Origin of the sequence: Actinomadura livida, from assembly GCF_014648675.1 — a bacterium.
Classification (GTDB): domain Bacteria; phylum Actinomycetota; class Actinomycetes; order Streptosporangiales; family Streptosporangiaceae; genus Spirillospora; species Spirillospora livida.
The window spans coordinates 431,170-452,910 of the sequence record NZ_BMRO01000004.1; the positions used below are offsets into that span (position 1 = coordinate 431,170).

Annotated in this window: 24 protein-coding genes and 1 tRNA gene; 17 read left to right on the top strand and 8 right to left on the bottom strand. The window is 68.8% G+C overall.

Annotated elements, in window-relative coordinates:
- The first annotated feature begins 149 nt into the window (after window positions 1–149).
- The 9 genes from IEZ03_RS11710 to IEZ03_RS11750 all read left to right on the top strand — a co-directional run bounded on the left by IEZ03_RS11710 (window position 150) and on the right by IEZ03_RS11750 (window position 9,708).
- Window positions 150–959, top strand: a complete 810-nt coding sequence (locus IEZ03_RS11710; RefSeq protein ID WP_184888333.1) for an SAM-dependent methyltransferase — start codon at window positions 150–152, stop codon at window positions 957–959.
- Window positions 960–1,144: 185 nt separating this feature from the next.
- Window positions 1,145–2,029 carry a helix-turn-helix domain-containing protein gene (locus tag IEZ03_RS11715; RefSeq protein ID WP_184888332.1) on the top strand — a complete coding sequence of 295 codons (885 nt, stop codon included), beginning with the start codon at window positions 1,145–1,147 and terminating at the stop codon, window positions 2,027–2,029.
- Window positions 2,030–2,301: 272 nt separating this feature from the next.
- Window positions 2,302–3,159: a squalene synthase HpnC gene (gene hpnC, locus IEZ03_RS11720; protein WP_184888330.1), complete on the top strand. Its 858-nt coding sequence runs from the start codon at window positions 2,302–2,304 to the stop codon at window positions 3,157–3,159.
- A gap of 4 nt (window positions 3,160–3,163) precedes the next feature.
- Window positions 3,164–4,039, top strand: coding sequence for a presqualene diphosphate synthase HpnD (hpnD, locus tag IEZ03_RS11725; RefSeq protein ID WP_184888327.1), 876 nt, complete (start codon window positions 3,164–3,166; stop codon window positions 4,037–4,039).
- Window positions 4,036–5,382, top strand: coding sequence for a hydroxysqualene dehydroxylase HpnE (gene hpnE / locus IEZ03_RS11730; protein ID WP_184888324.1), 1,347 nt, complete (start codon window positions 4,036–4,038; stop codon window positions 5,380–5,382). Before hpnD ends, hpnE begins: the two co-directional genes overlap by 4 nt.
- A 22-nt stretch (window positions 5,383–5,404) precedes the next feature.
- The gene (shc, locus tag IEZ03_RS11735; RefSeq protein WP_184888322.1) at window positions 5,405–7,285 is read left to right on the top strand and encodes a squalene--hopene cyclase; all 1,881 of its coding nucleotides are present in this window, start codon (window positions 5,405–5,407) and stop codon (window positions 7,283–7,285) included.
- Complete coding sequence (gene hpnH, locus IEZ03_RS11740; RefSeq protein WP_184888320.1) at window positions 7,282–8,286, top strand: adenosyl-hopene transferase HpnH; 1,005 nt, start codon at window positions 7,282–7,284, stop codon at window positions 8,284–8,286. Before shc ends, hpnH begins: the two co-directional genes overlap by 4 nt.
- Before the next feature lie 99 nt (window positions 8,287–8,385).
- Window positions 8,386–9,198: an SAM-dependent methyltransferase gene (locus tag IEZ03_RS11745; RefSeq protein ID WP_184888318.1), complete on the top strand. Its 813-nt coding sequence runs from the start codon at window positions 8,386–8,388 to the stop codon at window positions 9,196–9,198.
- Between the two features lie 84 nt (window positions 9,199–9,282).
- A complete protein-coding gene (locus IEZ03_RS11750) occupies window positions 9,283–9,708 on the top strand; it encodes a DUF2267 domain-containing protein (protein WP_229808222.1) in 426 nt (141 codons plus the stop codon).
- Window positions 9,709–9,719: 11 nt separating this feature from the next.
- On the opposite strand, the gene IEZ03_RS11755 is transcribed toward IEZ03_RS11750, so the two are convergent.
- Window positions 9,720–10,058, bottom strand: coding sequence for a VOC family protein (locus IEZ03_RS11755; RefSeq protein ID WP_221480880.1), 339 nt, complete (start codon window positions 10,056–10,058; stop codon window positions 9,720–9,722).
- Between the two features lie 73 nt (window positions 10,059–10,131).
- Here IEZ03_RS11755 and IEZ03_RS11760 point away from each other — a divergent pair, with 73 nt between their 5' ends.
- Complete coding sequence (locus IEZ03_RS11760; RefSeq protein WP_184888314.1) at window positions 10,132–11,196, top strand: class I SAM-dependent methyltransferase; 1,065 nt, start codon at window positions 10,132–10,134, stop codon at window positions 11,194–11,196.
- A gap of 10 nt (window positions 11,197–11,206) precedes the next feature.
- Here IEZ03_RS11760 and IEZ03_RS11765 read toward each other — a convergent pair whose 3' ends face one another.
- Complete coding sequence (locus IEZ03_RS11765; RefSeq protein ID WP_184888312.1) at window positions 11,207–12,289, bottom strand: PQQ-dependent sugar dehydrogenase; 1,083 nt, start codon at window positions 12,287–12,289, stop codon at window positions 11,207–11,209.
- A 92-nt stretch (window positions 12,290–12,381) separates the two neighbouring features.
- Between IEZ03_RS11765 and IEZ03_RS11770 the strand changes: the two genes are divergently transcribed.
- Entirely contained in the window at window positions 12,382–13,095 is a 714-nt protein-coding gene (locus IEZ03_RS11770) for a TetR/AcrR family transcriptional regulator (RefSeq protein ID WP_229808223.1), read from the top strand.
- Here the strand turns inward: IEZ03_RS11770 and IEZ03_RS37780 are convergent.
- Together IEZ03_RS37780 and IEZ03_RS11780 are read right to left on the bottom strand one after the other, a co-directional pair.
- On the bottom strand, window positions 13,072–13,479 hold the full coding sequence (locus IEZ03_RS37780) for a DUF4111 domain-containing protein (protein ID WP_221480879.1): 408 nt from the start codon (window positions 13,477–13,479) through the stop codon (window positions 13,072–13,074). The genes IEZ03_RS11770 and IEZ03_RS37780 overlap by 24 nt on opposite strands.
- A gap of 492 nt (window positions 13,480–13,971) precedes the next feature.
- Window positions 13,972–15,360: a pentapeptide repeat-containing protein gene (locus IEZ03_RS11780; protein WP_184888310.1), complete on the bottom strand. Its 1,389-nt coding sequence runs from the start codon at window positions 15,358–15,360 to the stop codon at window positions 13,972–13,974.
- Window positions 15,361–15,729: 369 nt separating this feature from the next.
- Between IEZ03_RS11780 and IEZ03_RS11785 the strand changes: the two genes are divergently transcribed.
- Window positions 15,730–15,999, top strand: coding sequence for a hypothetical protein (locus tag IEZ03_RS11785; protein ID WP_184888308.1), 270 nt, complete (start codon window positions 15,730–15,732; stop codon window positions 15,997–15,999).
- Between the two features lie 264 nt (window positions 16,000–16,263).
- Here the strand turns inward: IEZ03_RS11785 and IEZ03_RS11790 are convergent.
- Window positions 16,264–16,335: transfer RNA gene (locus IEZ03_RS11790), tRNA-Arg, on the bottom strand.
- Window positions 16,336–16,520: 185 nt separating this feature from the next.
- On the opposite strand from IEZ03_RS11790, the gene IEZ03_RS11795 reads away from it, so the two are divergent.
- Window positions 16,521–17,168, top strand: coding sequence for a hypothetical protein (locus tag IEZ03_RS11795; RefSeq protein WP_184888306.1), 648 nt, complete (start codon window positions 16,521–16,523; stop codon window positions 17,166–17,168).
- Entirely contained in the window at window positions 17,165–17,614 is a 450-nt protein-coding gene (locus IEZ03_RS11800) for a hypothetical protein (RefSeq protein WP_184888304.1), read from the top strand. The genes IEZ03_RS11795 and IEZ03_RS11800 overlap by 4 nt, the downstream gene beginning before the upstream one ends.
- An 8-nt stretch (window positions 17,615–17,622) precedes the next feature.
- Here IEZ03_RS11800 and IEZ03_RS38825 read toward each other — a convergent pair whose 3' ends face one another.
- The 3 genes from IEZ03_RS38825 to IEZ03_RS11815 form a co-directional block, all read right to left on the bottom strand.
- On the bottom strand, window positions 17,623–18,249 hold the full coding sequence (locus tag IEZ03_RS38825) for a 2'-5' RNA ligase family protein (protein WP_184888302.1): 627 nt from the start codon (window positions 18,247–18,249) through the stop codon (window positions 17,623–17,625).
- A gap of 17 nt (window positions 18,250–18,266) precedes the next feature.
- Entirely contained in the window at window positions 18,267–19,280 is a 1,014-nt protein-coding gene (locus IEZ03_RS11810; RefSeq protein WP_184888300.1) for a hypothetical protein, read from the bottom strand.
- Window positions 19,281–19,700: 420 nt separating this feature from the next.
- Window positions 19,701–20,045, bottom strand: coding sequence for a helix-turn-helix domain-containing protein (locus IEZ03_RS11815; RefSeq protein ID WP_184888298.1), 345 nt, complete (start codon window positions 20,043–20,045; stop codon window positions 19,701–19,703).
- 154 nt (window positions 20,046–20,199) lie between these two features.
- On the opposite strand from IEZ03_RS11815, the gene IEZ03_RS11820 reads away from it, so the two are divergent.
- The 3 genes from IEZ03_RS11820 to IEZ03_RS11830 are packed head-to-tail and all read left to right on the top strand — an operon-like array spanning window position 20,200 to window position 21,739.
- The gene (locus IEZ03_RS11820) at window positions 20,200–20,349 is read left to right on the top strand and encodes a hypothetical protein (RefSeq protein WP_184888295.1); all 150 of its coding nucleotides are present in this window, start codon (window positions 20,200–20,202) and stop codon (window positions 20,347–20,349) included.
- A gap of 44 nt (window positions 20,350–20,393) precedes the next feature.
- Window positions 20,394–20,708, top strand: a complete 315-nt coding sequence (locus IEZ03_RS11825) for a WhiB family transcriptional regulator (RefSeq protein ID WP_184888293.1) — start codon at window positions 20,394–20,396, stop codon at window positions 20,706–20,708.
- A complete protein-coding gene (locus tag IEZ03_RS11830) occupies window positions 20,708–21,739 on the top strand; it encodes an NUDIX hydrolase (RefSeq protein ID WP_184888291.1) in 1,032 nt (343 codons plus the stop codon). The genes IEZ03_RS11825 and IEZ03_RS11830 overlap by 1 nt, the downstream gene beginning before the upstream one ends.
- The last annotated feature ends 2 nt before the right edge of the window (window positions 21,740–21,741 follow it).

Consider the following 21,741-nt stretch of genomic DNA (forward strand, 5'->3'; position numbering starts at 1 on the left):
TCTGTGCCGCACCTACCCTGCGTATCCGCCGGTGTCCCCAATGGCAAAGCGGTCAGGGCCGAATTTTCAATTTCTGGTCACCCCCCGCCAGGGCGGTCTACGTTTGCCCCGGAGTGCAGAGCCGCATCACCGAAAGGAGCGCCGGCCCGATGACGGAATCCCCCCACGGCCCCGACCATGGCGCGGAGACGAAGATCAACACCGACGTTCCGCAGTCGGCCCGGATCTGGAACTACTGGCTCGGCGGCACCGACAACTACGAGGTCGACCGGATCGCCGGCGACCAGTACGTCGCGCTCTACCCGGGCATCGTCCCGATCGCGCGCGCCGGCCGCTACTTCATGGACCGCGCGATCCGGTTCCTCGCCGCCGAGCGCGGCGTCCGCCAGTTCATGGACTGCGGGACGGGCCTGCCCACCATGGACAACACGCATGAGATGGCCGAGCGCGCCGCACCCGGCACGAAGGTCGTCTACGTCGACAACGACCCGCTCGTCCTCGCGCACGCCCGCGCGCTGCTGACCGGCTCCGGCGAGGGCCGCACCGCCTACATCGACTCCGACCTGCACGACACCAAGACGATCATGGCGAAGGCGGCGGAGCTGCTCGACCTGTCGCAGCCGGTCGGGCTGATGCTGATCGGCGTCATGGGGCACATCGTCGACCCGGGCGAGGCGCTCGGCGTCGTCCGCGGGCTGATGGAGCCGCTCGCGTCCGGCAGCTACCTGATCCTGCACGACTCCACCGACACCAACGAGGCGTTCAACGCCGCGCAGCGCGCCTACGACGAGACCGGGGCCATCCCGTTCCGGCTCCGCAGCCCGGAGTTCATCCGCGGCTACTTCGACGGCCTGGAGATGGAGGAGCCGGGGCTGGTGACGAGCGGAGCCTGGCGCCCCGAGGTCGGCGGCGAGGCCGAGGAGCTCCCCACCCTCTGCGGGGTGGCCCGCAAACCCTGACGCAGCGTGACCGCCACGCCACCGCGGGCCCCGGCGGCGCTTCGCCGCGGCCCGCGGGAGGCGCGCGGGAGCCTCCGCGGAAGGTCGCACACCGTTCCGCGGCCGATGCGATCAGTGAAGGTATAGTGAGCCGTTCGTCCGCTCCGTTCCTTGATGCCACGCCTGTCCCCCGACGAGGAGTCCCGTTGGCCTCCGTCACGAGTACCGGCAGAACACGTCCCATCGACGCCCAGGGGGACCCGCTCGTCCCCCGGACGCTCCTGGCCCGGCGCCTGCGCGCGCTGCGGGAGGCGCGGGGGATCGGCCGGCGGGACGCGGCGCGGGCGATCGGCGGCTCCGGCTCCAAGATCTCCCGGCTCGAGCTCGGCCGCTCCGGATACAAGCCCGGCGACGTCGCGGAACTCCTCACCCTCTACGGCGTGGACGACGACGAGCGCGCCACGCTGCTGGCCCTCGCCGAGCAGGCGAACGCGCGCCCCTGGTGGCACGCGGACGGCGACATCGTCCCGGCGTGGGTGCGGCCCTACTTGAGCGCCGAGCAGGCGGCCAAGCTGGTCCGCACGTTCGAGGCCCAGTTCGTCCCCGGCCTGCTGCAGACGGAGGATTACGCCCGCGCGTTGATCCGGCGCGTCGCCCCGGAGGCGGAGGTCGAGCGGCGCGTGGAGTTCCGGATGCGGCGCCAGCGGGTGCTGCGCCGCCGCCCGCGCCCGCTCAACCTGTGGGCGGTGCTGGACGAGGCGGCGCTGTGGCGCCCGATCGGCGACCCGGAGACGATGCGGGCCCAGATCCGGCACATCGTCGAGCTGTGCCGGCGGCCGAACGTCACCGTGCAGATCGCGCCGTTCGGGATCTGCGGGCGCGTCGCGGGCGACGGGCCGCTCACCCTCGTCCGGTTCCCGCAGCAGGGCCTGGCCGACATGGTGTACCTGGAGCGGGCGAACAGCGGCGTGTACCCCGTCCGGCCGCAGGAGGTCGAGCGGCACTGGCACGTCTTCAACACCCTGGTGACCGAGGCGTCCCCTCCCGAGCGCACGCCGCGCATTCTGGCCGGCATCCTCGCCACCTACTGAGCCATTCGAGCAGGCCGTTCCCAGCGGCCTTTCCTTTTCGGACCGTTCCAGTCCAACCGGCGACCGGAACGGGCGGCAGGATCGGCGATCACGCACTCCCGGCTGACCACTTCCGGCCTATATCCATAAATAATGGATATTCAGGAGGAATCGCACGGCACTCCGGGGACGTACGGCACAGGGGCCTCCCGCGACGCCCGTGTTTACCGGCCGGCCATCCGGTTACCGGGCATCACTGACGCCCTCCTCGCCGCCGCCGTCGAAGGAACGCCATGTCCGTCCGCGAGCGCTTGTGGAATGGGTCCGAGGAACGCCGGTCCCGGGACGAACTCCAGGCCGGGGAGAACTTCCCCGTCGCCACGCGCCTGCTGCCGGCGCGGTACCGCGCGCACCTGCTCAACGTGTACGGCTACGCCCGGCTCGTGGACGACATCGGCGACGAGGCGCCGCCCGCCGAGCGGCCCGCGCTGCTCGACCTGGTCGAGCGCGACCTCGACCGGATCTACGCGGGCGCCCGCCCGGAGTTCCCGGTGATGCGCGACCTGGCCCGGACGGTCACCGCCCGATCCATCCCGGCGGACCCCTTCCGCCGCCTCCTGGAGGCCAACCGCCGCGACCAGGACGTCACCCGCTACGAGACGTTCGGCGACCTGCTCGGCTACTGCACGCTGTCCGCCGATCCGGTCGGGCGCATCGTCCTGCACGTGTTCGGCGCCGCCACCCCCGGCCGGATCGCGCTGTCCGACCGGGTCTGCAGCGCGCTCCAGATCATCGAGCACTGCCAGGACGCAGGCGAGGACCTCCGCAACGGCCGCGTCTACCTGCCTGCCGAGGACCTGCGCCGGTTCGGGTGCGCGGAGGACGACCTGGCCGCCGCCGTCACCCCGACCCGGCTGCGGGGCGTGCTCGCCCTCCAGGCGGGCCGGGCGGCGCGGCTGCTGGACGAGGGCGAGGCGCTGACCGGCCGGCTCCGCGGCTTCGCGCGGATCGCCGTCGCGGGCTACATCGCCGGCGGCCGGGCGGCGCTCGCCGCGCTGGAGCGCGAGGCGTACGACGTCCTGGGAGGCCCCCCGCGCCCGAGGAAGGCGCGGCTGCTCGCCGAGTGGTCGCGGACGCTGGGAAGGAGCTGACGAGATGGACGAGGCCGGAGTGGGGACGGCCGGCGCCTACCGGCACTGCGCGGGGGTCGTCCGTTCGCAGGCGCGCAACTTCGCCTACGGGATCCGGCTGCTCCCCGGCCCGAAACGCCGGGCGCTGAGCGCCGTCTACGCCTTCGCCCGGCGGATCGACGACATCGGCGACGACCACGGGGCACCGGCCGCGGACCGGCTCGCGAAGCTGGCGGACGAGCGCGCGCGGCTCGCCGACCCGGCCGCCCATCCGGCCGATCCCGTGCTGGTGGCGCTGGCCGACGCGGCGCGCCGCCACCCGATCCCGCTCGACGCGTTCGGGGAGCTCATCGACGGCTGCGAGGCCGACGTCCGCGGCGCGGGCTACGACACCTTCGACGACCTGCTGTGGTACTGCCGGTGCGTCGCGGGCGCCGTCGGCCGCCTGTCGCTCGGCGTGTTCGGCACCGCCGACCCGGAGACGGCCGTCCCGCGCGCCGACGCGCTCGGCGTCGCGCTGCAGCTCACGAACATCCTGCGGGACGTCCGGGAGGACGGGGAGAACGGGCGCGTCTACCTCCCGGCCAAGGACCTCGCCCGGTTCGGGTGCACGCTGCACCGGGACGAGCGCGGCCGCCCGGCCGACCCGCCGGAGCGGCTGGCGGCGCTCGTCCGGTTCGAGGCGTCCCGCGCGGAGGAGTGGTACGCCACCGGGCTGAAGCTGCTGCCCATGCTCGACCGCCGCAGCGCGGCCTGCGCCGGGGCGATGGCGGGCATCTACCGGCACCTGCTGCGGCGCATCACCGCGGACCCCCTCGCGGCGCTGGAGAGGCGCACGTCCCTGCCGGGCTGGGAGAAGGCCGCCGTGTCCGCCAAGGCGATGGCGGGGCTCCGCCGATGAGCGCCGTCGGAGACCGGGAAGGACACGTCGCCATCGTCGGCGGCGGCCTCGCCGGCATCACGGCGGCGCTCGCGCTGCAGGAGACGGGCGTGCGGACGACGATCTACGAGGCGCGCCCCCGGCTCGGCGGCGCCACGCACTCCTTCGAGCGCGACGGGCTCACCGTCGACAACGGGCAGCACATCTTCCTGAAGTGCTGCACGGCGTACCGGGGGCTGCTGGAGCGGCTGGACGCGCTGGAGCGGGTCGACGTCCAGGACCGCTTCGACGTCCGCGTCCTCACCCCGGACGGCGCGCACGGCCGGCTCCGCCGCGCCAAGGCGCCCGGCCCGCTGCACTTCATGCCCGCGCTCGCCCGCTACGCGCTGCTCCCGCCCGCCGACCGGCTGCGCGCCGTCCGCGCGTCGCTGGCGCTCCAGCGCCTCGACCCCGCCGACCCGTCCCTCGACGGGATCGCCATGGGCCGCTGGCTCGCCCGCCACGGGCAGCGGCCGGAAGCCCGGCGGGCGCTGTGGGAGCTGTTCGTGACCGCCGCGCTCAACATCGGGCTGGACGACGCCGCGCTCGGCCCCGCCGCGATGGTCTGCCAGACGGCGCTGCTCGGCCGGTCCGACGCCGCGGACATCGGCGTCGCGTCCGTCCCGCTCGGCGACCTGCACGGCACGGTCGCGGCGGCGAAGATCGAGCGGGACGGCGGCCGGATCCACCTCGGCGCGAAGGCGACGGCGATCGAGGCCGGGCCGAAGCTGGTGGTGAACGGCGCCCCGGTCACCGCGGACGCCGTCGTCGTCGCGGTGCCGCACCGGCAGGCGGCCGGGCTCGTCCCGGCGGAGGCGTGCCCGGACCGCGAGCGCTGGGCGGGCCTCGGCTCCAGCCCCATCGTCAACGTCCACGTCCTCTACGACCGGCCGGTAATGGACGTGCCGTTCGCCGCGGCGGTCGGCTCGCCCGTCCAGTGGGTGTTCGACCGGACCGCGGTGAGCGGCCTGACCGGCGGCCAGTACCTCGCGGTCTCGGTGTCGGCGGCCGACGACCGGATCGACACGCCGACCGCGGAGCTGCGCCGGGTGTACCTCGCCGAGCTGGCACGGCTGTTCCCGGCCGCCCGCCGGGCGCGCGTCACCGACTTCTTCGTCACGCGGGAACGGCACGCCACGTTCCGGCAGGGCCCCGGCAGCGGCGAGCTGCGTCCCGCGTCCGCGACCCGGCTGCCGTGGCTGTTCCTCGCCGGCGCGTGGACCGACACGGGCTGGCCCGACACGATGGAGGGCGCCGTGCGCAGCGGCCTCACCGCCGCCCGCCTCGTCCGCCGGCACCTCCGCTCGACCGCGCAGAACCACTGACCGGGAGGGAAGGGAGCGCTCCATGACCACGATCGAGGCGCCGGGACTCACCGGCGCGGCGGCGGCCGCCGTCGAGGCCGCCCGCGACCACCTGCTCGGCCTGCAGTCGCCCGAGGGGTGGTGGAAGGCGGAGCTGGAGACCAACGTGACCATGGACGCCGAGGACCTGTTGCTCCGCCAGTTCCTCGGCATCCGCGCCGACGGCGAGACCCGCGAGGCGGCGCGCTGGATCAGGTCGCGGCAGCGCGACGACGGCACGTGGGCGAACTTCTTCGGCGGCCCGCCCGACCTGTCGACCACGATCGAGGCGTACGTCGCGCTGCGGCTGGCCGGCGACCCCGCCGGCGCCGCGCACATGCGGCGCGCCGCCGGCTGCGTGCGTGAGGCCGGCGGGATCGAGGCGAGCCGCGTGTTCACCCGCATCTGGCTCGCGCTGTTCGGGCAGTGGTCGTGGGACGACCTGCCCGTCATGCCGCCCGAGCTGATGTTCCTGCCGAGCCGGGTGCCGCTGAACGTCTACGACTGGGCGTGCTGGGCGCGGCAGACGATTGTCCCGCTGACGGTCCTCGGGTCGCTGCGTCCCGTCCGGACGCTGCCGTTCGACCTGGCCGAGCTGCGGTCCGGGGTGCGTCCCGCTCAGGACGCGAAGGGCTGGGGACGAGTGTTCACCACGCTCGACCGCGCCCTGCACGTGTACGAGAAGCGCCCGGTCCGGCCGCTGCGCACCGCCGCGCTGCGCCGCGCCGCCGAGTGGATCATCGCCCGGCAGGAGGCCGACGGCTGCTGGGGCGGCATCCAGCCGCCGTGGGTGTACTCGCTGATGGCCCTGCACGAGCTGGGCTACGGCCTCGACCACCCGGTCGTCCGGCGCGGCCTCGCCGGGCTCGACCGGTTCACGATCAGGGACGAGAAGGGCCGCCGCCTGGAGGCGTGCCAGTCGCCGGTCTGGGACACGGTCCTGGCGATGAACGCCCTCTCCGACGCGGGGACGCCGCCGGGCGACCCGGCCCTGCTCCGGGCCGCGCGCTGGGTCGCCGCCGAGGAGGTCCGCGGCCCGGGGGACTGGCAGGTGCGCCGCCCGTCCCTCCCGCCGGGCGGCTGGGCCTTCGAGTTCGACAACGACGTCTACCCCGACACCGACGACACCGCCGAAGCGATCCTCGCCCTGCGCAGGTCCGGCCTCCCGGGCGCGGCGGAGCCGATCGGCCGGGCCGTCCGCTGGCTGGCGGGCATGGCCTCGCGCGACGGCGGCTTCGGCGCCTTCGACGCCGACAACACCCGCGAGCTGTGCACGAGGCTGCCCTTCTGCGACTTCGGCGCGGTCATCGACCCGCCGTCCGCGGACGTCACCGCCCATGTCGTCGAGGCCCTCGCCAAGGAGGGGCACGCGCGGACGACCGTGGTCAAGCGGGCCGTGGTGTGGCTGCTGAAGGCGCAGGAGGCCGACGGCTCCTGGTTCGGGCGCTGGGGGGCCAACCACGTCTACGGGACCGGGAGCGTGGTGCCCGCGCTCATCGCCGCCGGCGTCCGCCCGGACAAGCCCGCGATCCGCCGGGCCGTGGGCTGGCTGGAGGAGCACCAGAACGACGACGGCGGCTGGGGCGAGGACCTGCGCTCCTACGACGACCCGGCGTGGATCGGGCGGGGGGCGTCCACGCCGTCCCAGACCGCCTGGGCGCTGCTCGCGCTGCTCGCCGCCGGGGAGCGCTCCGCGGCCGTGGACGGCGGCGTCCGGTGGCTCGTCGACCACCAGCGCCCGGACGGGAACTGGGACGAGGAGCACTTCACCGGCACCGGTTTCCCCGGCGACTTCTACATCAATTACCACCTCTACCGGCTCGTGTTCCCGATCAGCGCCCTGGGCCGTTACGTGGCAGCGTCGAACGAGGTTCGCGAATCATGAGCATTCCGTTGCGCCAGAGCGTCCGTGTCGGCACCCACATCCTCCGCAACAAGCTGCGGGGAAGGGACAAGTTCCCCCTGCTGCTCGAACTGGAGCCGCTCTTCGCCTGCAACCTCGCCTGCGCGGGCTGCGGCAAGATCCAGCACCCCGCCGACGTGCTGAAGCGGCGCATGCCCGTCGAGCAGGCCGTCGCCGCCGTCGAGGAGTGCGGCGCGCCCATGGTGTCCATCGCGGGCGGCGAGCCGCTCATGCACCCGCAGATCGACCGGATCGTGGCGGAGCTCGTCCGGCGCAGGAAGTTCGTCTTCCTGTGCACGAACGCCCTGCTCATCCCGAAGAAGATCGACAGGTTCGAGCCGTCGCCCTACTTCGCCTGGGCCGTGCACATCGACGGCCTGCGGGAACGCCACGACGAATCCGTCTGCAAGGAGGGCGTCTTCGACGAGGCCGTGGCCGCCGTCCGGGAATGCCGGCGCCGCGGCTTCCGCGTCACGACCAACACGACGTTCTTCAACACCGACACCCCGCAGACGGTCATCGAGGTCCTCGACTACCTCAACGACGACCTCGAGGTGGACGAGATGATGATCTCGCCGGGCTACGCCTACGACAAGGCGCCCGACCAGGAGCACTTCCTGGGCGTCCAGGAAACGCGGGAACTGTTCCGCAAGGCGTTCGCCGGCGGCAACCGGAAACGGTGGCGGCTCAACCATTCGCCCCTTTTCCTCGACTTCCTGGAGGGCAAGGTCGACTTCCCGTGCACGGCCTGGGCCATCCCGTCGTACTCGCTGTTCGGATGGCAGCGTCCCTGCTACCTGATGTCGGACGGCTACGCCCAGACCTACCGGGAACTCCTCGACGGGACCGACTGGGAGTCCTACGGCAGGGGCCGCGACCCCCGCTGCGCCAACTGCATGGCCCACTGCGGCTACGAGCCCACGGCGGTCTTCGGCACGGTCGGCTCCCTGAAGGAGTCGCTGAGGGCGCTCCGCAGCACGTAGCCGGCCGGAAGCCGAAGCCGTCGCGGCGTTCTGCGGCTTTTCCGGCGCGTCCGCAATACCATGATCCCGTAACCGGACCATGAACTGGACAGGGTGACCATGGCGGACGAAACGCCGGAATGGCCTCCGGCCGAGCTCGACTTCGACAAGCCCACCATCGCCCGCGCCTACGACGCGCTGCTCGGGGGCAAGGACAACTTCGCCGTGGACCGCGCCCTGGCCGACCAGACGGCCGAGCTGATCCCGGGGCTGCGGGAGTCGGCGATCGAGAACCGCAAGGTCCTGGTCAGGGGCGTCCGGTACCTGGCGCGGGAAGCCGGGATGGACCAGTTCCTCGACCTCGGCAGCGGGCTGCCCACCGTCGAGAACACCCACGAGGTCGCGCAGCGCGAGAACCCCGGGGCCCGCGTCGTCTACGTCGACATCGACCCCCTGGTGTCGGTGCACGGGCGCGCCCTGCTCGCGAACAACGACGTCACCAAGGTGATGACCGCCGACGTCCGCGACCCGGGGGCCGTCCTGTCCGCGCCCGGGGTGAAGGGGTTCCTCGACTTCTCCCGCCCGGCCGTGATCATGCTGGTCGGGATGCTGCACTACCTCTCCCCGGACGTGGTCGACGACGTCGTCAGCGCCTACCGCGACGTCCTCGTCCCCGGGAGCCACCTGTTCATCACGTCCCTGGTCGACACCGGCCTCCCGCAGCAGCAGGAACTCGCCCGCATCACCCGCGAGAACCTCGAAGAGGGCTGGGCCCGCACGCCCGAGGAGATCGAGGCCCAGTTCGCCGGCTTCGAGCTGATCGAGCCCGGCGTGACCTATACGGCCCTGTGGCGTCCCGACGGCCCGGTCGACCCCGGCGACCTCGCCCCCGGCGAGCAGCTCGGGATGGCGGGCATCGCCGTCAAGCTCTGACGCGGGGCACGCGGTCCCCGTCCTCGACGTCCCCCGAGGTCGGGCGGGTTTTTCCTGCTCTGGTGGGGAAAGGCGGGAAAAAGCGTGAACAGTCGTGAGGGGGACGACATGCAGCACGATCATCTGATCGGTCAGGTCCAGGCACGCGCCCACCTGCGCAGCCGGGGGGAAGCCGAGACCGCCTGCCGCGCCACACTCGAAACGCTCGGCGAGCGGCTGCCCGAGGGCCTCGCGGACAACCTCGCCGCGCAGCTGCCGCGCGAGATCGGCGAGCACCTGCGGCGCACCGAGGTGTTCGGCGGCGCCGGGACGGGCGAGCGCTTCGACCGGCACGACTTCATCGAGCGCGTCGCGGCCCGCTCCGGTGCGGACGACCCCCGGGCCGCCTACATGGCGAGGGTCGTCCTGGAAGTGGTGGGGGAGGCCACCCAGGGCGGCATGATGAACAAGGTCAAGGACGCCCTCCCCGACGACATCCGGCAACTGGTGAGCGCGGGCAGCACCGGCTGACGCGGGCCGGCCTACCGGCTCATGTCCACGACGCAGAAGGCGTTGCCGTCCGGGTCGGCGAGGACGACGAAGTCCGAGTCCGGCGGGTACAGGTCCCAGTCGATCCTGCTCGCCCCGAGGCCGACCAGGCGCTCGATCTCGGCCTCCTGCTCCTCCGTGGTGTCCACCAGCAGGTCCAGATGGATGCGCGGGTGCCGCTCCGCGGGCGTCTCGCTGAGCATCAGGCCCAGCGCCGGGCCCGACCCGTCGGCGTGCTCCAGCGTCCGCCACCTCGGTGTGGCCGACTTCTCCCACACCACGAGGTCGAGCGCGGAGGTCCAGAAGGTGACCGCGCGGGGAATGTCGTCCACACCGATAACGGGAAATAGTCGTGGCATGAGCCCAGTCTAGGTAGGGGCTCGCCGACCTATCGGGGTGAAAGAGATGACGGCAGAACAGATCACCGAGCGCATGCTGGCGGACGCGGTCTCGACGATGGAGATGATGAGCACCGCGCTGGGCGTCCGCTTGGGCCTGTACGAGGCACTCGCGGGCGGCCCCCTCGACGCCCGCGGCCTGGCCGACAAGACCGGAATCCACCCCCGCTACGCCCGGGAGTGGCTCGAACAGCAGGCCGCGAGCGGGTTGCTGACCGCGGCCGCCGACGAGGAAGACCCCTACGCGCGGGCGTTCGCCCTGCCCGACGACGTGCGCGAGACGCTGCTCGACACCGACAGCGTCAACTACGCCGGGGTGCTCCCCGGACTCGTCGTCTCCCTCGCCGAGATCCTGCCGCAGGTGGCCGAGGCGTACGGGACCGGCGACGGCGTGCCGTACGCCGCGTACGGGCCGGGCACCCGGCACGGGATCGGCGGCATGAACCGGCCCGGGTTCCGCGCCGGCATCGCCGACTGGGTCGCGGCGCTGCCGGACATCGAGGCCCGGCTGTCCAGCGGCCCGGCCAGGGTGCTCGACCTCGGCTGCGGCACCGGCTGGTCCTCGATCGCGCTGGCCGAGGCGTTCCCGGCCGCCGGCGTCCACGGCGTCGACATGGACGAGGCGTCGGTCGCGGAGGCGTCGGAGCACGCCGCCGACCACGGCCTGGCGGACCGGGTGACCTTCGCCTGCGCGGACGCGGCCGAACCCGGCGCCACCGGACCCTACGACCTCGTCTGCACGTTCGAGGCGCTGCACGACATGGCCGATCCGGTGGCGGTGCTCCGGTCGGCGCGGGAGTTCCTCGCCCCCGGCGGAGCGGTCCTGATCGGCGACGAGAAGGTCGCCGAGCGCTTCACCGCCCCCGGTGACCTGCTGGAACGGCTGAACTACGGGTTCAGCGTCCTGCACTGCCTGCCCGCCACGCGCGCCGAGGGCGCCGCGGTGGAGGCCGGCACCGTCCTGCGCCCCGGCACCGTGCGCTCCTACGCCGCCGCGGCGGGCTACGGCGGCTGCACCGAACTGCCCATCGACCACGACCTGTGGCGCTTCTACCGCCTCGACCCGTCCTGATCCCCGTCGATCACCCGAGGTCGAGCCGCAGGATCCGGTCGTCGCCGGGCCGGGGGTCGGTGCCTCCCCAGGTCGCCTCGTCGGTGTTGGACGTGGCGATCCAGAGGGAGCCGTCCGGGGCGCGCTCCACCGTGCGGATCCGCCCGTACTCGCCGACGAAGTGCTCGACGGGTTCCCCCGCGGCCTCGGGCCCGTCGACCGGAAGCTGCCAGAGCCGCTGCCCGCCCAGGGCGCCCATCCAGATGGACCCCTTCGCGTAGGCGATGCCCGAGGGGGACGCGTCGTCGGGATGCACGGTGAAGATCGGCCGCACACCGGTGCCGCCGTCCGTCCCCTCGGTCTCGGGCCAGCCGTAGTCGCGGCCCGGCCGCAGGACGTTCAGCTCGTCCCACGTCCGGTGACCGAGTTCGGACGCGTAGGCGGTGCCGTCCGGACCGAAGGCGATGCCCTGCACGTTGCGATGCCCTGAAGAGAAGATCGGAGAGCCCGGTGTGGGGTTGTCCTCAGGGATCGACCCGTCCGGCTTGATCCGCAGGATCTTGCCATTGAGCGACTCCTGATCGGCCGCGTTCTCGGGCTCGAACGCGTCCCCCGTCCCGATCCACAGGTTGCCCTCGGGCCCGAAGCGCAGCCGCCCGCCGTGGTGCCGGTCGGCCGTCTCGATCCCGTCCAGGACGACGCGCTCCTGCCGGAGCGACCGCAGATCCTCCGCGACGCGAAGCGCCACGACACGGTTGGTGGGCGGCCCGGAGACGTACGCGTAGACCGTCCGGTCCTCGGCGAACTCGGGCGAGGTCGCCAGCCCGAGCAGGCCGCCCTCGGCGCTGGCCACAACGCCGGGCACCTCCCCGACCAGCACCGGCTGCCCGCCGCCGGCCGGAATCCGGTGGATCTGCCCGGACGCGCGCCCGGAGACCAGGGCCGACCCGTCCGGCAGGAAGGCCAGCCCCCACGGCATGTCGAGCCCGATGACGAGCTCGGTGACCCGCCCCGGCCCCGCCCGCCCAGGCGACTCCGGCTCGGCCGAGGCCGCACACCCGGCGAGCGCCGGACCGGCGACGAGCATCAGAGCGATGACGTACTTGCGGAACATAACGTGCCTCGTCTCCAGCGAGCTGTTAATGCTGACAACGAAAACACGTTAACGACGCCAACGTCAACACCGCCAACATGAACTTGTTATCGTTGGCAGCATCAGCAGAGGCGGAGGCCATGAAGCGGGACGCGACGCGAGAGCGCATCATCAAGGCGGCCTACGGGCTGCTCACCGAGGGCGGCCGCGAGGCACTGTCCACCCGCGCGATCTGCGCGGAGTCCGGTGTCCAGTCACCGGCCATCTACCGGATCTTCGGCGACAAGCAGGGCCTGCTGGACGCCGTCGCCGACCACGGCTTCGAGTCCTACCTGGCGTCGAAGACGTCCCTCGGCGAAACGGACGACCCGGTCGACGACCTGCGCCGCGGCTGGGACCTGCACGTCGAGTTCGGAGTGGGCAACCCGTCCCTGTACTCCCTGATCTACGGCGACGCCCGCCCCGGCGTGGAAACCCCCGCCGCCCGCCGCGCCTCGGCCATCCTGGCCCACAGCATCCGGCGCATCGCCGAAACCGGCCGCCTCCGCGTAAGCGAGGAACGCGCCGCCCTCCTCGTCCACTCCGCCGGCCGCGGCACGACCTTCACCCTCATCTCACTCCCCGAGGACCAGCGCGACCCGGCCCTCTCCACCCTCGCCCGAGAAGCCGCCATCACAGCAGTAACGACCGACACCGGCCCGACCACCCCCGCCGACCCCACCCACCTGGCCATAGCCCTACGCGCCGCAACCCCCAGACTCACCACCCTGACCCCCGCCGAACAAACCCTCCTAACCGAATGGCTAACCCGAATAGCCAACACCTGACCCGCTAACCGCCTGAATCTGCCGACGGACGTAACCAACGTGCTCCCACACGGCGTCCTGAAGGTCGTCCCAGCGCTCGTCCTCCAGTCCCAGGTAAATCGACCGGGCACGGACCAACACAGCCCGGTGCTCTACGGGAAGCCGAGCAAGCGCCCACGATGCGGCCTCGTCCTTGGACCAGATCCGGCCAGTGACCAGCGTGCTCCAAATCCGGGCAAAGGTCAGCAAGACATTCCGCGTATCCGTCTCAACCTCCCCCAGCAGCCCCGGCACCCCGTCGAGCAACGCAGCCCGAAGATCCTCACGCGGCACAGGCTCCAGAACCTCGCCCGCCGCCGGCCCGAACACCGAAGAACCACCCATCAAAACCATCGTGATCAACACCGCGAGATCAGGACACGACTCCGCCCCCGGCACCAGCCCACCCTCATACTCCGCCCGAAGCCACTCCCATACTGAAACTCACACTCCGCCGGATACCGCCAAGGCCGAACGGCCGACTGCACCACAACGCTAAGTTCAACCGGCCGCCCCGACCCACCCCCCAAGGGACCACCAGAAACCGCCAACAACCTCCCCAATAGGGCCCGACGCTCCCCTCCAGTAAGCCGCCGACTAACCACAACCAACAAATCGATGTCGCTATGAACCCGCAACCCACCAAGCACAGCCGACCCATGCCGATAACACCCCACGACACAAGATCCAACGACACCCCGCACAATCTGCACGACCTCACGAGTCAACTCTTCATCGCGCCGAAGCGTCCCCATCCAACAAACCTTTCGTGTAGCGCCCCGTACGCCATACGGAGAAGCGATCCCGCTGGCACGGCATGGACTATGCAAGACCAGACCGGTCGCTGGCTGGTTGCTGTCAGTTCTCCCGAGTGAGTTGTGCCCCGTCAGCCGTGTCTCTCTGCGCACGCCAGGGGCTCGGCCATACATGGTTTTCGATCGGATAGCTCGCCATAGCGCCATCGAAGTCGGGGTCGTGCTCGAAGTGCGCCCCGCCGAACCGGGCGTCCCCGCCGAACTTCACCCCATTGAACACGGCGTGACCGCCGAACTGGGTCCCATCAAATACGGCATATTCGCCGAACTGAGCTCCCTCGAACCGAGTGTCCCCGCTGAAGCGAGTTCCCTCGAACCGCGCGCTTCCGCGGAAATGCGCCTTGCCGAACCGGGCTTCCCCGCCGAACTGTGTTCCCTCGAACACTGCGTACACGCCGAACTGAGCCTCACTGAACGAGGCGTTTCCGCTGAACTGCGCTCCCTCGAACCCGACGTATTCGCCGAACTGCGCCTCACCGAAGCGCGCGTCCCCGCCGAACTGCGCCCCCTCGAAACCGGCAGGCCCGGCGAACTGCGCCTTCGCGAACCGCGCCTCCCGCCTGAACTGCGCTCCCTCGAACCGGGCGCTTCCCCCGAACTGCGCCTCGCCGAACCGAGCGTCCCCGCCGAACTGCGCCCCGTCGAACCGGACCTGCCCGATGAATCGCGCACCGCGAAACTTGGCTTCCCCACTGAAATGAGCGTTGGTGAATGTGGCGCTTGCTGGGCGGCAGTCAGTGAAGTCGAGGTGGATCAGATGGGCACCGGTGAGGTCGATATCGATGCCATCCCAGAAGGTGGATGGCTCATTGCCCGGCTCCGTGACGGTCAGATGGCGTTTGAGGAGCCGCTGCGCAGTGAGACGGACCTGTAGTTCGGGCTCTTGAGCGGTGCGGTCGTCGAACTGCTCAGCTTGCTCGGATTGGTCGTCGTGTTCGGCCGGCGTAGCCCGAAAGGGCATCCGCAGGTATGAGCAAACGACATCGATAACCGTCTGCCGGTAGTAGGGATGGTCTTGCGCCAAGCGCTCAAGCGAGTACAACCCGCCAAGCCGGACGGCGGCCTTGTCATGGCCCAGCAGTTCGACTCCCTGGCCGTACTCGACGTGGGCTTGGACACGTTCGGCGCGTTCCCCGGCGGCCTCGTCGACCCGCTGACGGCGGTAGGCGGTGACCAGGGCGACCAGGGCACCGACACCGGCGACCAGAGCGAAGACGAGTTTGAGTAGCTCTAGGAGGTCTTTCGTCTCCAGCGGCTTCGGCTCGGCGTGCGGCGGCGACCCAAGGAGCAATGACAGCAAGAACCACGCAGCGACCAGCAACACCACAGCCGCGGTGAAGGCGAACGTCAACGCCCGGCGGATCGACCAAAGCCCAAGCGTCTTGTGCGCGTCTTTCACCGGCCGGTACTCCGGCGTCTTATCTCGGCCCACAGACCCGATGCTAGGGAGCCTGCAAGGCGCCGACCGGCCGTCCGACCAAAAGCGGCCCATCCGTTTTCGCCCTGACGACTCGGTCCGCTGGGTCAGTGTAGGGATCCGGTGCGTTGCCGACGGGGTGCTGGGGTCCTGCGCCGACTGGAAGATCAACTACGAGCCGAGTCGGCATCTCCTCGCACGCGTGTAGACAGCGCGGCTCCGGCCCGTTCTCGCGTGGTGTGGCCCCAACTTTCCATCCTCCGCCCCATCGAGACCTGTACCTGGCGGCGGACGGCTTCCGGCCGCCGCCATCCTGGCTTTGGGGAGCCCCGCCCCATTCCGAGCAAGCCCAGTGACGTCCTAGGGCTGGAGGAGGATGCGGCGATGACCGAATCTCCCGGGCTGGTGGCTCAACTCCTCAAAGTCGTGGTCGCCTACACGTGGTTCTTCGAGGCGTGCGATGACTCGGTGCTCGATGACGATACGGCGCTGAAGCAGATGGAGTACGCGGCATACCTGCTGAACCAATTGTCGGACGCGGACAAGCGCAGGCTGCTCGATGAACTGTCGGCTTTGGCGGCCGCTGAGTCGGATCCCTCGGAGCGAGAGTTCGTCCAGGGGTTCGCTTTCGCAATGGGCCTGGTTCCGTCCTAGAACGGCGCCGCGCCCCCGGCGCCCGCCGGCACCCAACGGACGGGCTGGCGGCGTCGCGGTGCGCGGCCCGGCGCGACCGCCCGGAGACCGGCGCCCCCGCCACACCCTCCGGCGGCCAGACGTAGGGCACCGAAGCGGCCGAAGCACCGCCGCCCGGAGACCGTGCCTATTGGCAGCCTTCGGTGGCACATGGCTGCATACGCAACAAACCCCGGTGCCTGGCGAAGCGCCTGGTCAACCGGGGTTTTCCGAGATCATCTGAGGTGCCCCCTGCAGGATTCGAACCTGCGCACACGGCTCCGGAGGCCGTAGCGGTGAAAATCTCGTCAGGGGAGCTGACCAGGCAAGACGGGGTTGAACCTAGCCACTCTGGTCAACTTCTCACGCGCATCTCTCGCACGCGCCCGCCCGTCCTGAGGAGTGGCGAGCGTCCACATCCGGGCAAGCCGCCCACCAGGTGAGGCGCTTCGGGCACAATGAGCGCGTAGGAGCACTGGTCCCGATCGAAGGGATGGAGGCTCATGAGTTCGATCCAGAGCATTGCGGTAGCGGTTTCCGTGTTTGCTGTGCTAGTACCCGCAGCGGGGTACTGGGTCAGGGTAGTCCTTTCCTCAAGGAGAGGTCATCCTGGTGCGGTCAGGAGGTATCCGGTATCCCTTCGCGTAAGAGAAACGGCCGATGAAATGACCCGCTCCCTGGCGGAGGATTCACAAAATCCTGCGGTCATTCAGTTGGGCTTGGCTTTTGAAGGGCTATCAAAGGGAGATGGCAAAGGAGACTTCAGGCTCCTTATTCCACCATCCGAAATGCCTTGGCGCGAAGATATCTTCGATAGGGTATTTAAAAGGGCTGTAGAACACCTCGCACAGTTGAGTCACGAAAAAAGCCAAGAAACGCGCGCGCGCGAACTTGAGGCTCTTCGCGAAGTGTTTGAAATGTGGATTGCAGAATATCGCGACATTTACGGCTACGGCGTCAATGAGCCTACGGCGACGCCTGTGTCAACTATTGATCTCTTGAAGGTTGGCGATGACGAGAGATCGATTGATGCAGCCGACTCTCTAAATCGTGGCTTGGAAAATCTCTTCCTCTCACTGGGGCCGCCTCCGGATGGTCTTCTTCCGGACGTCCGGCCCGAACTTGTTGATGACGGTGGGTCACAGCGATGACCAATGAAATTCAGGATGAGCGGTCGCTTAATGCTCTAGCCATAGCCATGGAGTGGGCAAAGCTACCGTCGGAGCACCTCCAGAGTGCGCTGGCGGCGCTGGAGCCCCAACTTGTGCGTGAACACGAGCTGAATAAACTTCGTATCGAAGCGATGGAGCGTAATGAAAATCTGCGCATTGAGGTGCTTGAAAAGCAGGCCAAACGCGCATTCGTGCTTTACGTTCTCGGCTTGGTGGCGGGTTTTCTAGTAGTTGTCGGCATGCTGGTTAGTGCCGTCATAGTGGGAATTAAAGGAAATCCTTGGCTGGCCGCAATGTTGAGTGGACCGAGTGTGCTAGCGCTGGCTACACTTTTCGTTCTTAGGCGCCACACCTCAGACAATGCGCGATACATGGCGCGGAATCAAAGTGAGGCTCTCGCTTCTGCGACCAACCCACCTGTCTAAGTGGGGGGTCAAGAGGCCACCCCCGTAGTGCCGGCAAGTGATGCAGTTCCGATCGGTTGCCAATTCCACTTGCGTTCAGGCCCCCACTGGACAACGAGGGTCAGTTTGGTGACGGTGATTTCACAAATCGGGAGTTCGTGTCCGAGGGCATTGATTAGGGAGGAAGCTGATTGTTGAGCCGTGCTGTAACAGAGTGTCATATGTGGCACCCAGGTGCCTGGGCCGCTCGTTGTGTTACCTTCACGGCCAATGACCCCCTTCGTGGCGTACCGTGCTGCTTCTAGTGCGGGATCCAGTGCGTCGGATGGTTCCACTCCCAGCATGATGGCTTCAGGATGGTATAGAACTGGGCCCAATGTGACGCCAATTGGTGGCACATCAGTAAGGGAACGGGAAGCCGAAATTAGCATGTCTTGCATTTGGTTAGGCGCGATGTCGTCCGTGCTGCCAGCTACTAGAGTTGAGATGTGTAGCCATTCGAGTGGGGTCATGTGAAGGCCGGTAAACTCTGCCAGCTGGTTTTGTGCGTGTTGAGCGAGCGTGCGCACTTCAGGGTAGCCGCCCATGAGTATGTGCCAGTAGACGGTTCCCTTGCCGGGGGGAGTGTCGGCCCGGTTCTTCCAACGGTCCCGCATCTGGGTAGGTAGTGGGCTCACTGTGCCTCCGAGTCGTCATAGCCCTTGAGGGCTTCTGAGTTGAACGCTTGGATATCCTCGCGCAGTTGGGCTGCCGCGGGACTACCTTGGAAGCGTTGATGCCCTAGCCGGCGGTAGAGCTTTTCTAGGTAGCGGGTCACGGTTGACAAGCGGAACTGTGGGTCAAGGTCAAGCATCGGCGTAACTTCACCGATTGCTGCCTCTAGTGATCCCTTCATAAGGTGCGCGATGCCGGCGCCTACCCGAATCTGTGCCCACGTAGCTGGCAGCTGCGGGTCTCCTGATTCCCAACCTGCGTCCGCCATTGCTGCAGCTCGTAGGGCTCCGTCCGCGTCGCCGGTTATGGTCGCTACTGAGAGCGCGAAGAGTGCTTGTCGTTCGGTTGGAAAGGACCAGACAGACAACCCTGAGGATGTGTCTAGGCAGAATTCCGCCGCTTCATGTGCCCGCTGCGCCGCTTCGTTGGCGCGGTTATGGTCGCCAAGCAGGGCTGCCGCATTTGCTTCGTACCAAGCTAGTTGAACCCGTATTGGCTCTTGAGGGCTACGGTCGTAGCCTTGCCTGGCTAGATCGGCTGATTCCACATACTTGTCTTGCCAACGTGCCGTTTTTGCTCTGGCGCCCCATGCGATTGCGCCGGTCGCCTCAGCTTCGTTGGCCATGAGGGTGGCTGCGTAACCGTGTTGTTCGGCTATTTGGTCTTGTTTTAGGTCGCCTAGCAGCATGCATGTGTGGGCAAGTAGGTCAGAGTGCAATTTGTAGAGGTCCCGCGTTTCGCTCAGTCGCTGTTTTCCGCTTTGCAGGATCGATTGTGTCTGGCGCTGTAGCCGCATTACCTCCGGCAAGAGCTTCTTTGCCGGTGTATTTCTGTGGGCTTTCGCGAGAGACTCGGTTCCCCTTGCTATCTGGTCTATGGCGTCCCTAGTCGTATTGCTCTCAGCTACCCATGCCGTCAGCGATGAAAGGTCACTCGTCACCGTCACCAACTGCGAGTCAGAGCGCTGGCTCACGTCTCCTGGTCGGCCAACGATTAGAAAGAAGCGGGCTTTGGCATCCTCGGGCGCTTTGTTTAGGAACGTGTCGAGTACCTGTTACAATTCCACTGACACCGGCATGCCAGGGTTCGCGTTCCACTTGGCCACCGTCCGAACGGACACGCCTAGGCGGCCGGCGAACCCTTCGTTGGTGGTTCGCGTCGCCCGTTGAAGGGCGCTCGCGTGGCTCCCCGTCCAGTTCTCGACTACGTCCACTTTCGATGCTCCGTAGGTGGCGTGCAAATGTAGTGCATCGCCGGTGCACTGGCAGTGCACCGGCAGTTCATGGTGACAAGGGGCGTCCTGCCTCTTCAATGGGTCGTAGCGAGGAAAGCGGCTCTGAGGAGGTGAACATGAAGCACTCGGCCGGCCTGGACGGTTCCCAGCGTGGGAGCGTCATTCGGATGCTGCCTCAGGTAGGCGGGATTCGATGTGCTCGACTCTTTGACGCAGGTTGGCCAACTCCTCGCGTAGATCGTCAAGCGCCGGCCTGTCGACGTCCGGACGGTCTGGCGTGGCCCGCCCGCGCAATGAGATCTGTCGTAGGTGATCCTCCGGGAAGCCTAGAGCGCGGGAGATCGCTGCGAGCGTCGCCCGGGAGCGCTGCCGAGGTACGCCCTGCTGGATCTGGCGCAGCGTGGCGGGAGAGACCCCGGACACCTCTGCGAGCTCTCGTTGAGTGATCCCACGGTCCTGCATCCGGTCGTTGACGACCTTTGCGACCGCTTCCCAGTTGCTCACAAACCCTCCTGACCAGCACGAACCACTACGCCCGCCACTCCGTAACCGTTCAGAACAGCGGTGAGACAGCAGTTAGACCGTACCTCGGCCAGACGCGCTATTGACAGCGCTAATTTGAGCGCTCATAGTAGCGCTTACGAAGCAAGGAGAGCAGATGTTCCCTCAGGGCAAGAAGTCGCTCGGCCCCACCATCGCGGGGTTTGTCCTCCTGGTCTTCGCCGTGAAGAACCCGGAGAAGGCTGCCGGTCTCGTCAACGCGATCTTCGACGCGATCGACCGTTTCTCCAGCGCACTGGGCACGTGATGCCCGTCCACCGTCCCGTCACGTCCACCAATCGGAGGTTCCACATGAGAGACCACGACCGCCGGCGCATGCCGCTCGCCGACCTGATTGATGAGTGCCTGTCGGGCGCCGAGTGCTTGTTTGACCCGGACCTGCACGAGGGGCCGGCGGACACCATCGAGTTGCCCGCCGAACGGGACGCCCGCGAGACGGTTGCCAAGGAGGTGTGCGCGTCCTGCCCGGTACTGGACGAGTGCCAGACCTACACGGCGTGCACCGCGCCCAAGACCGGCGTGTGGGCCGCCACAACGCCGACGGAGCGGACGTCCCTGCACACCATGTCGGACGGTTCGCCGCTCGGCGGACGGGCGGTGGCCTGATGTTCGGTCCCGACTCGACGACGGCCCGGACCTACACCCATCCCGACGTGCTGAGCATCGGTGTTCGTGACGGTTGGGCCGACCCCGAGACCGACCCGACCCGCATCGACTGGACGACGCGCCAAGGCCGCGCCGCCATCCCGTTCCAGGTGATCGACGGTCGCCCGGTCAACCCCTGCGAGACGACCTCGGTCCGCTATGGCCGCAACGAGTTGGGGCACTGGGGTGAGGCGTTGGCCGCCGATGCACTGGTGTCGGCTTCAGACCGCACCGGCCGCCGCTGGATCGTCATGGTCGAACGTACGGACGGTCACGGCTGGGCGCTGCCCGGTGGCCACGTCGACCCTGGCGAAACTCCCCTCCGGGCTGCAGCGCGTGAGCTGGCGGAAGAGACCGGTCTGACCGTCACGGGAGCGTCGTGGCGGACAACGGCGCCGCGCTACGTTCCTGATCCTCGGGCGAGCGATGAGGCATGGATGGTCACCGTACTGAGCGCGGTGGACCTCGGCACCATCGACCGTGATCAGTTCCCCGCGGTAGTAGGCGACGACGATGCTCGGCAAGCGGCTTGGGTCCGCGCCGACACCTACCGGACGCTCGTCACCTACCTCGCCGAGACCCATGACGGTCAGGTCTTCCCTGCTCACGTCGAGATGCTCAAGCAGAACCTACGGGATCGGGAGGTCGGGCCGACGGACCTCGGTTCGCGTGTCGCGATCGAGCGCGCTCGGCTGCAGGTAGCCCTGGCCAGTCACGCACTCGGCCACTGGCACGAGGGCAGCAACGGGACCGGTGACAAGCCGTACACCGCGTACGCCGGCGAGACCGTAACCGCGATCGATGCCGCGTTGCGTGCTCTGCACGACGCCCGTTCCGCGCTGGTCACCGAGTCTCGGCGTGACGAGGACGCGGCCATCAAACGGATTGACGAGCTGCTCGCCCGGTCGCGCGCCGCGCGCCTGGACGCTGCCGAATCGCCCCCGTCCGCTCAGGTGCCCGACCCGGCGCCGGAATCCGACCGCAAGACGTAGCA

What these genes read in the sequence shown, in the direction of transcription:
- IEZ03_RS11710 (WP_184888333.1), top strand. Translation starts at nt 150, where the DNA reads ATGACGGAATCCCCCCACGGCCCCGACCATGGCGCGGAGACGAAGATC.
- hpnC (WP_184888330.1), top strand. Translation starts at nt 2,302, where the DNA reads ATGTCCGTCCGCGAGCGCTTGTGGAATGGGTCCGAGGAACGCCGGTCC.
- hpnD (WP_184888327.1), top strand. Translation starts at nt 3,164, where the DNA reads ATGGACGAGGCCGGAGTGGGGACGGCCGGCGCCTACCGGCACTGCGCG.
- hpnE (WP_184888324.1), top strand. Translation starts at nt 4,036, where the DNA reads ATGAGCGCCGTCGGAGACCGGGAAGGACACGTCGCCATCGTCGGCGGC.
- shc (WP_184888322.1), top strand. Translation starts at nt 5,405, where the DNA reads ATGACCACGATCGAGGCGCCGGGACTCACCGGCGCGGCGGCGGCCGCC.
- hpnH (WP_184888320.1), top strand. Translation starts at nt 7,282, where the DNA reads ATGAGCATTCCGTTGCGCCAGAGCGTCCGTGTCGGCACCCACATCCTC.
- IEZ03_RS11745 (WP_184888318.1), top strand. Translation starts at nt 8,386, where the DNA reads ATGGCGGACGAAACGCCGGAATGGCCTCCGGCCGAGCTCGACTTCGAC.
- IEZ03_RS11760 (WP_184888314.1), top strand. Translation starts at nt 10,132, where the DNA reads ATGACGGCAGAACAGATCACCGAGCGCATGCTGGCGGACGCGGTCTCG.
- IEZ03_RS11765 (WP_184888312.1), bottom strand. Translation starts at nt 12,289, where the DNA reads ATGTTCCGCAAGTACGTCATCGCTCTGATGCTCGTCGCCGGTCCGGCG.
- IEZ03_RS11785 (WP_184888308.1), top strand. Translation starts at nt 15,730, where the DNA reads ATGACCGAATCTCCCGGGCTGGTGGCTCAACTCCTCAAAGTCGTGGTC.
- IEZ03_RS11795 (WP_184888306.1), top strand. Translation starts at nt 16,521, where the DNA reads ATGAGTTCGATCCAGAGCATTGCGGTAGCGGTTTCCGTGTTTGCTGTG.
- IEZ03_RS11800 (WP_184888304.1), top strand. Translation starts at nt 17,165, where the DNA reads ATGACCAATGAAATTCAGGATGAGCGGTCGCTTAATGCTCTAGCCATA.
- IEZ03_RS38825 (WP_184888302.1), bottom strand. Translation starts at nt 18,249, where the DNA reads ATGCGGGACCGTTGGAAGAACCGGGCCGACACTCCCCCCGGCAAGGGA.
- IEZ03_RS11820 (WP_184888295.1), top strand. Translation starts at nt 20,200, where the DNA reads ATGTTCCCTCAGGGCAAGAAGTCGCTCGGCCCCACCATCGCGGGGTTT.
- IEZ03_RS11825 (WP_184888293.1), top strand. Translation starts at nt 20,394, where the DNA reads ATGAGAGACCACGACCGCCGGCGCATGCCGCTCGCCGACCTGATTGAT.
- IEZ03_RS11830 (WP_184888291.1), top strand. Translation starts at nt 20,708, where the DNA reads ATGTTCGGTCCCGACTCGACGACGGCCCGGACCTACACCCATCCCGAC.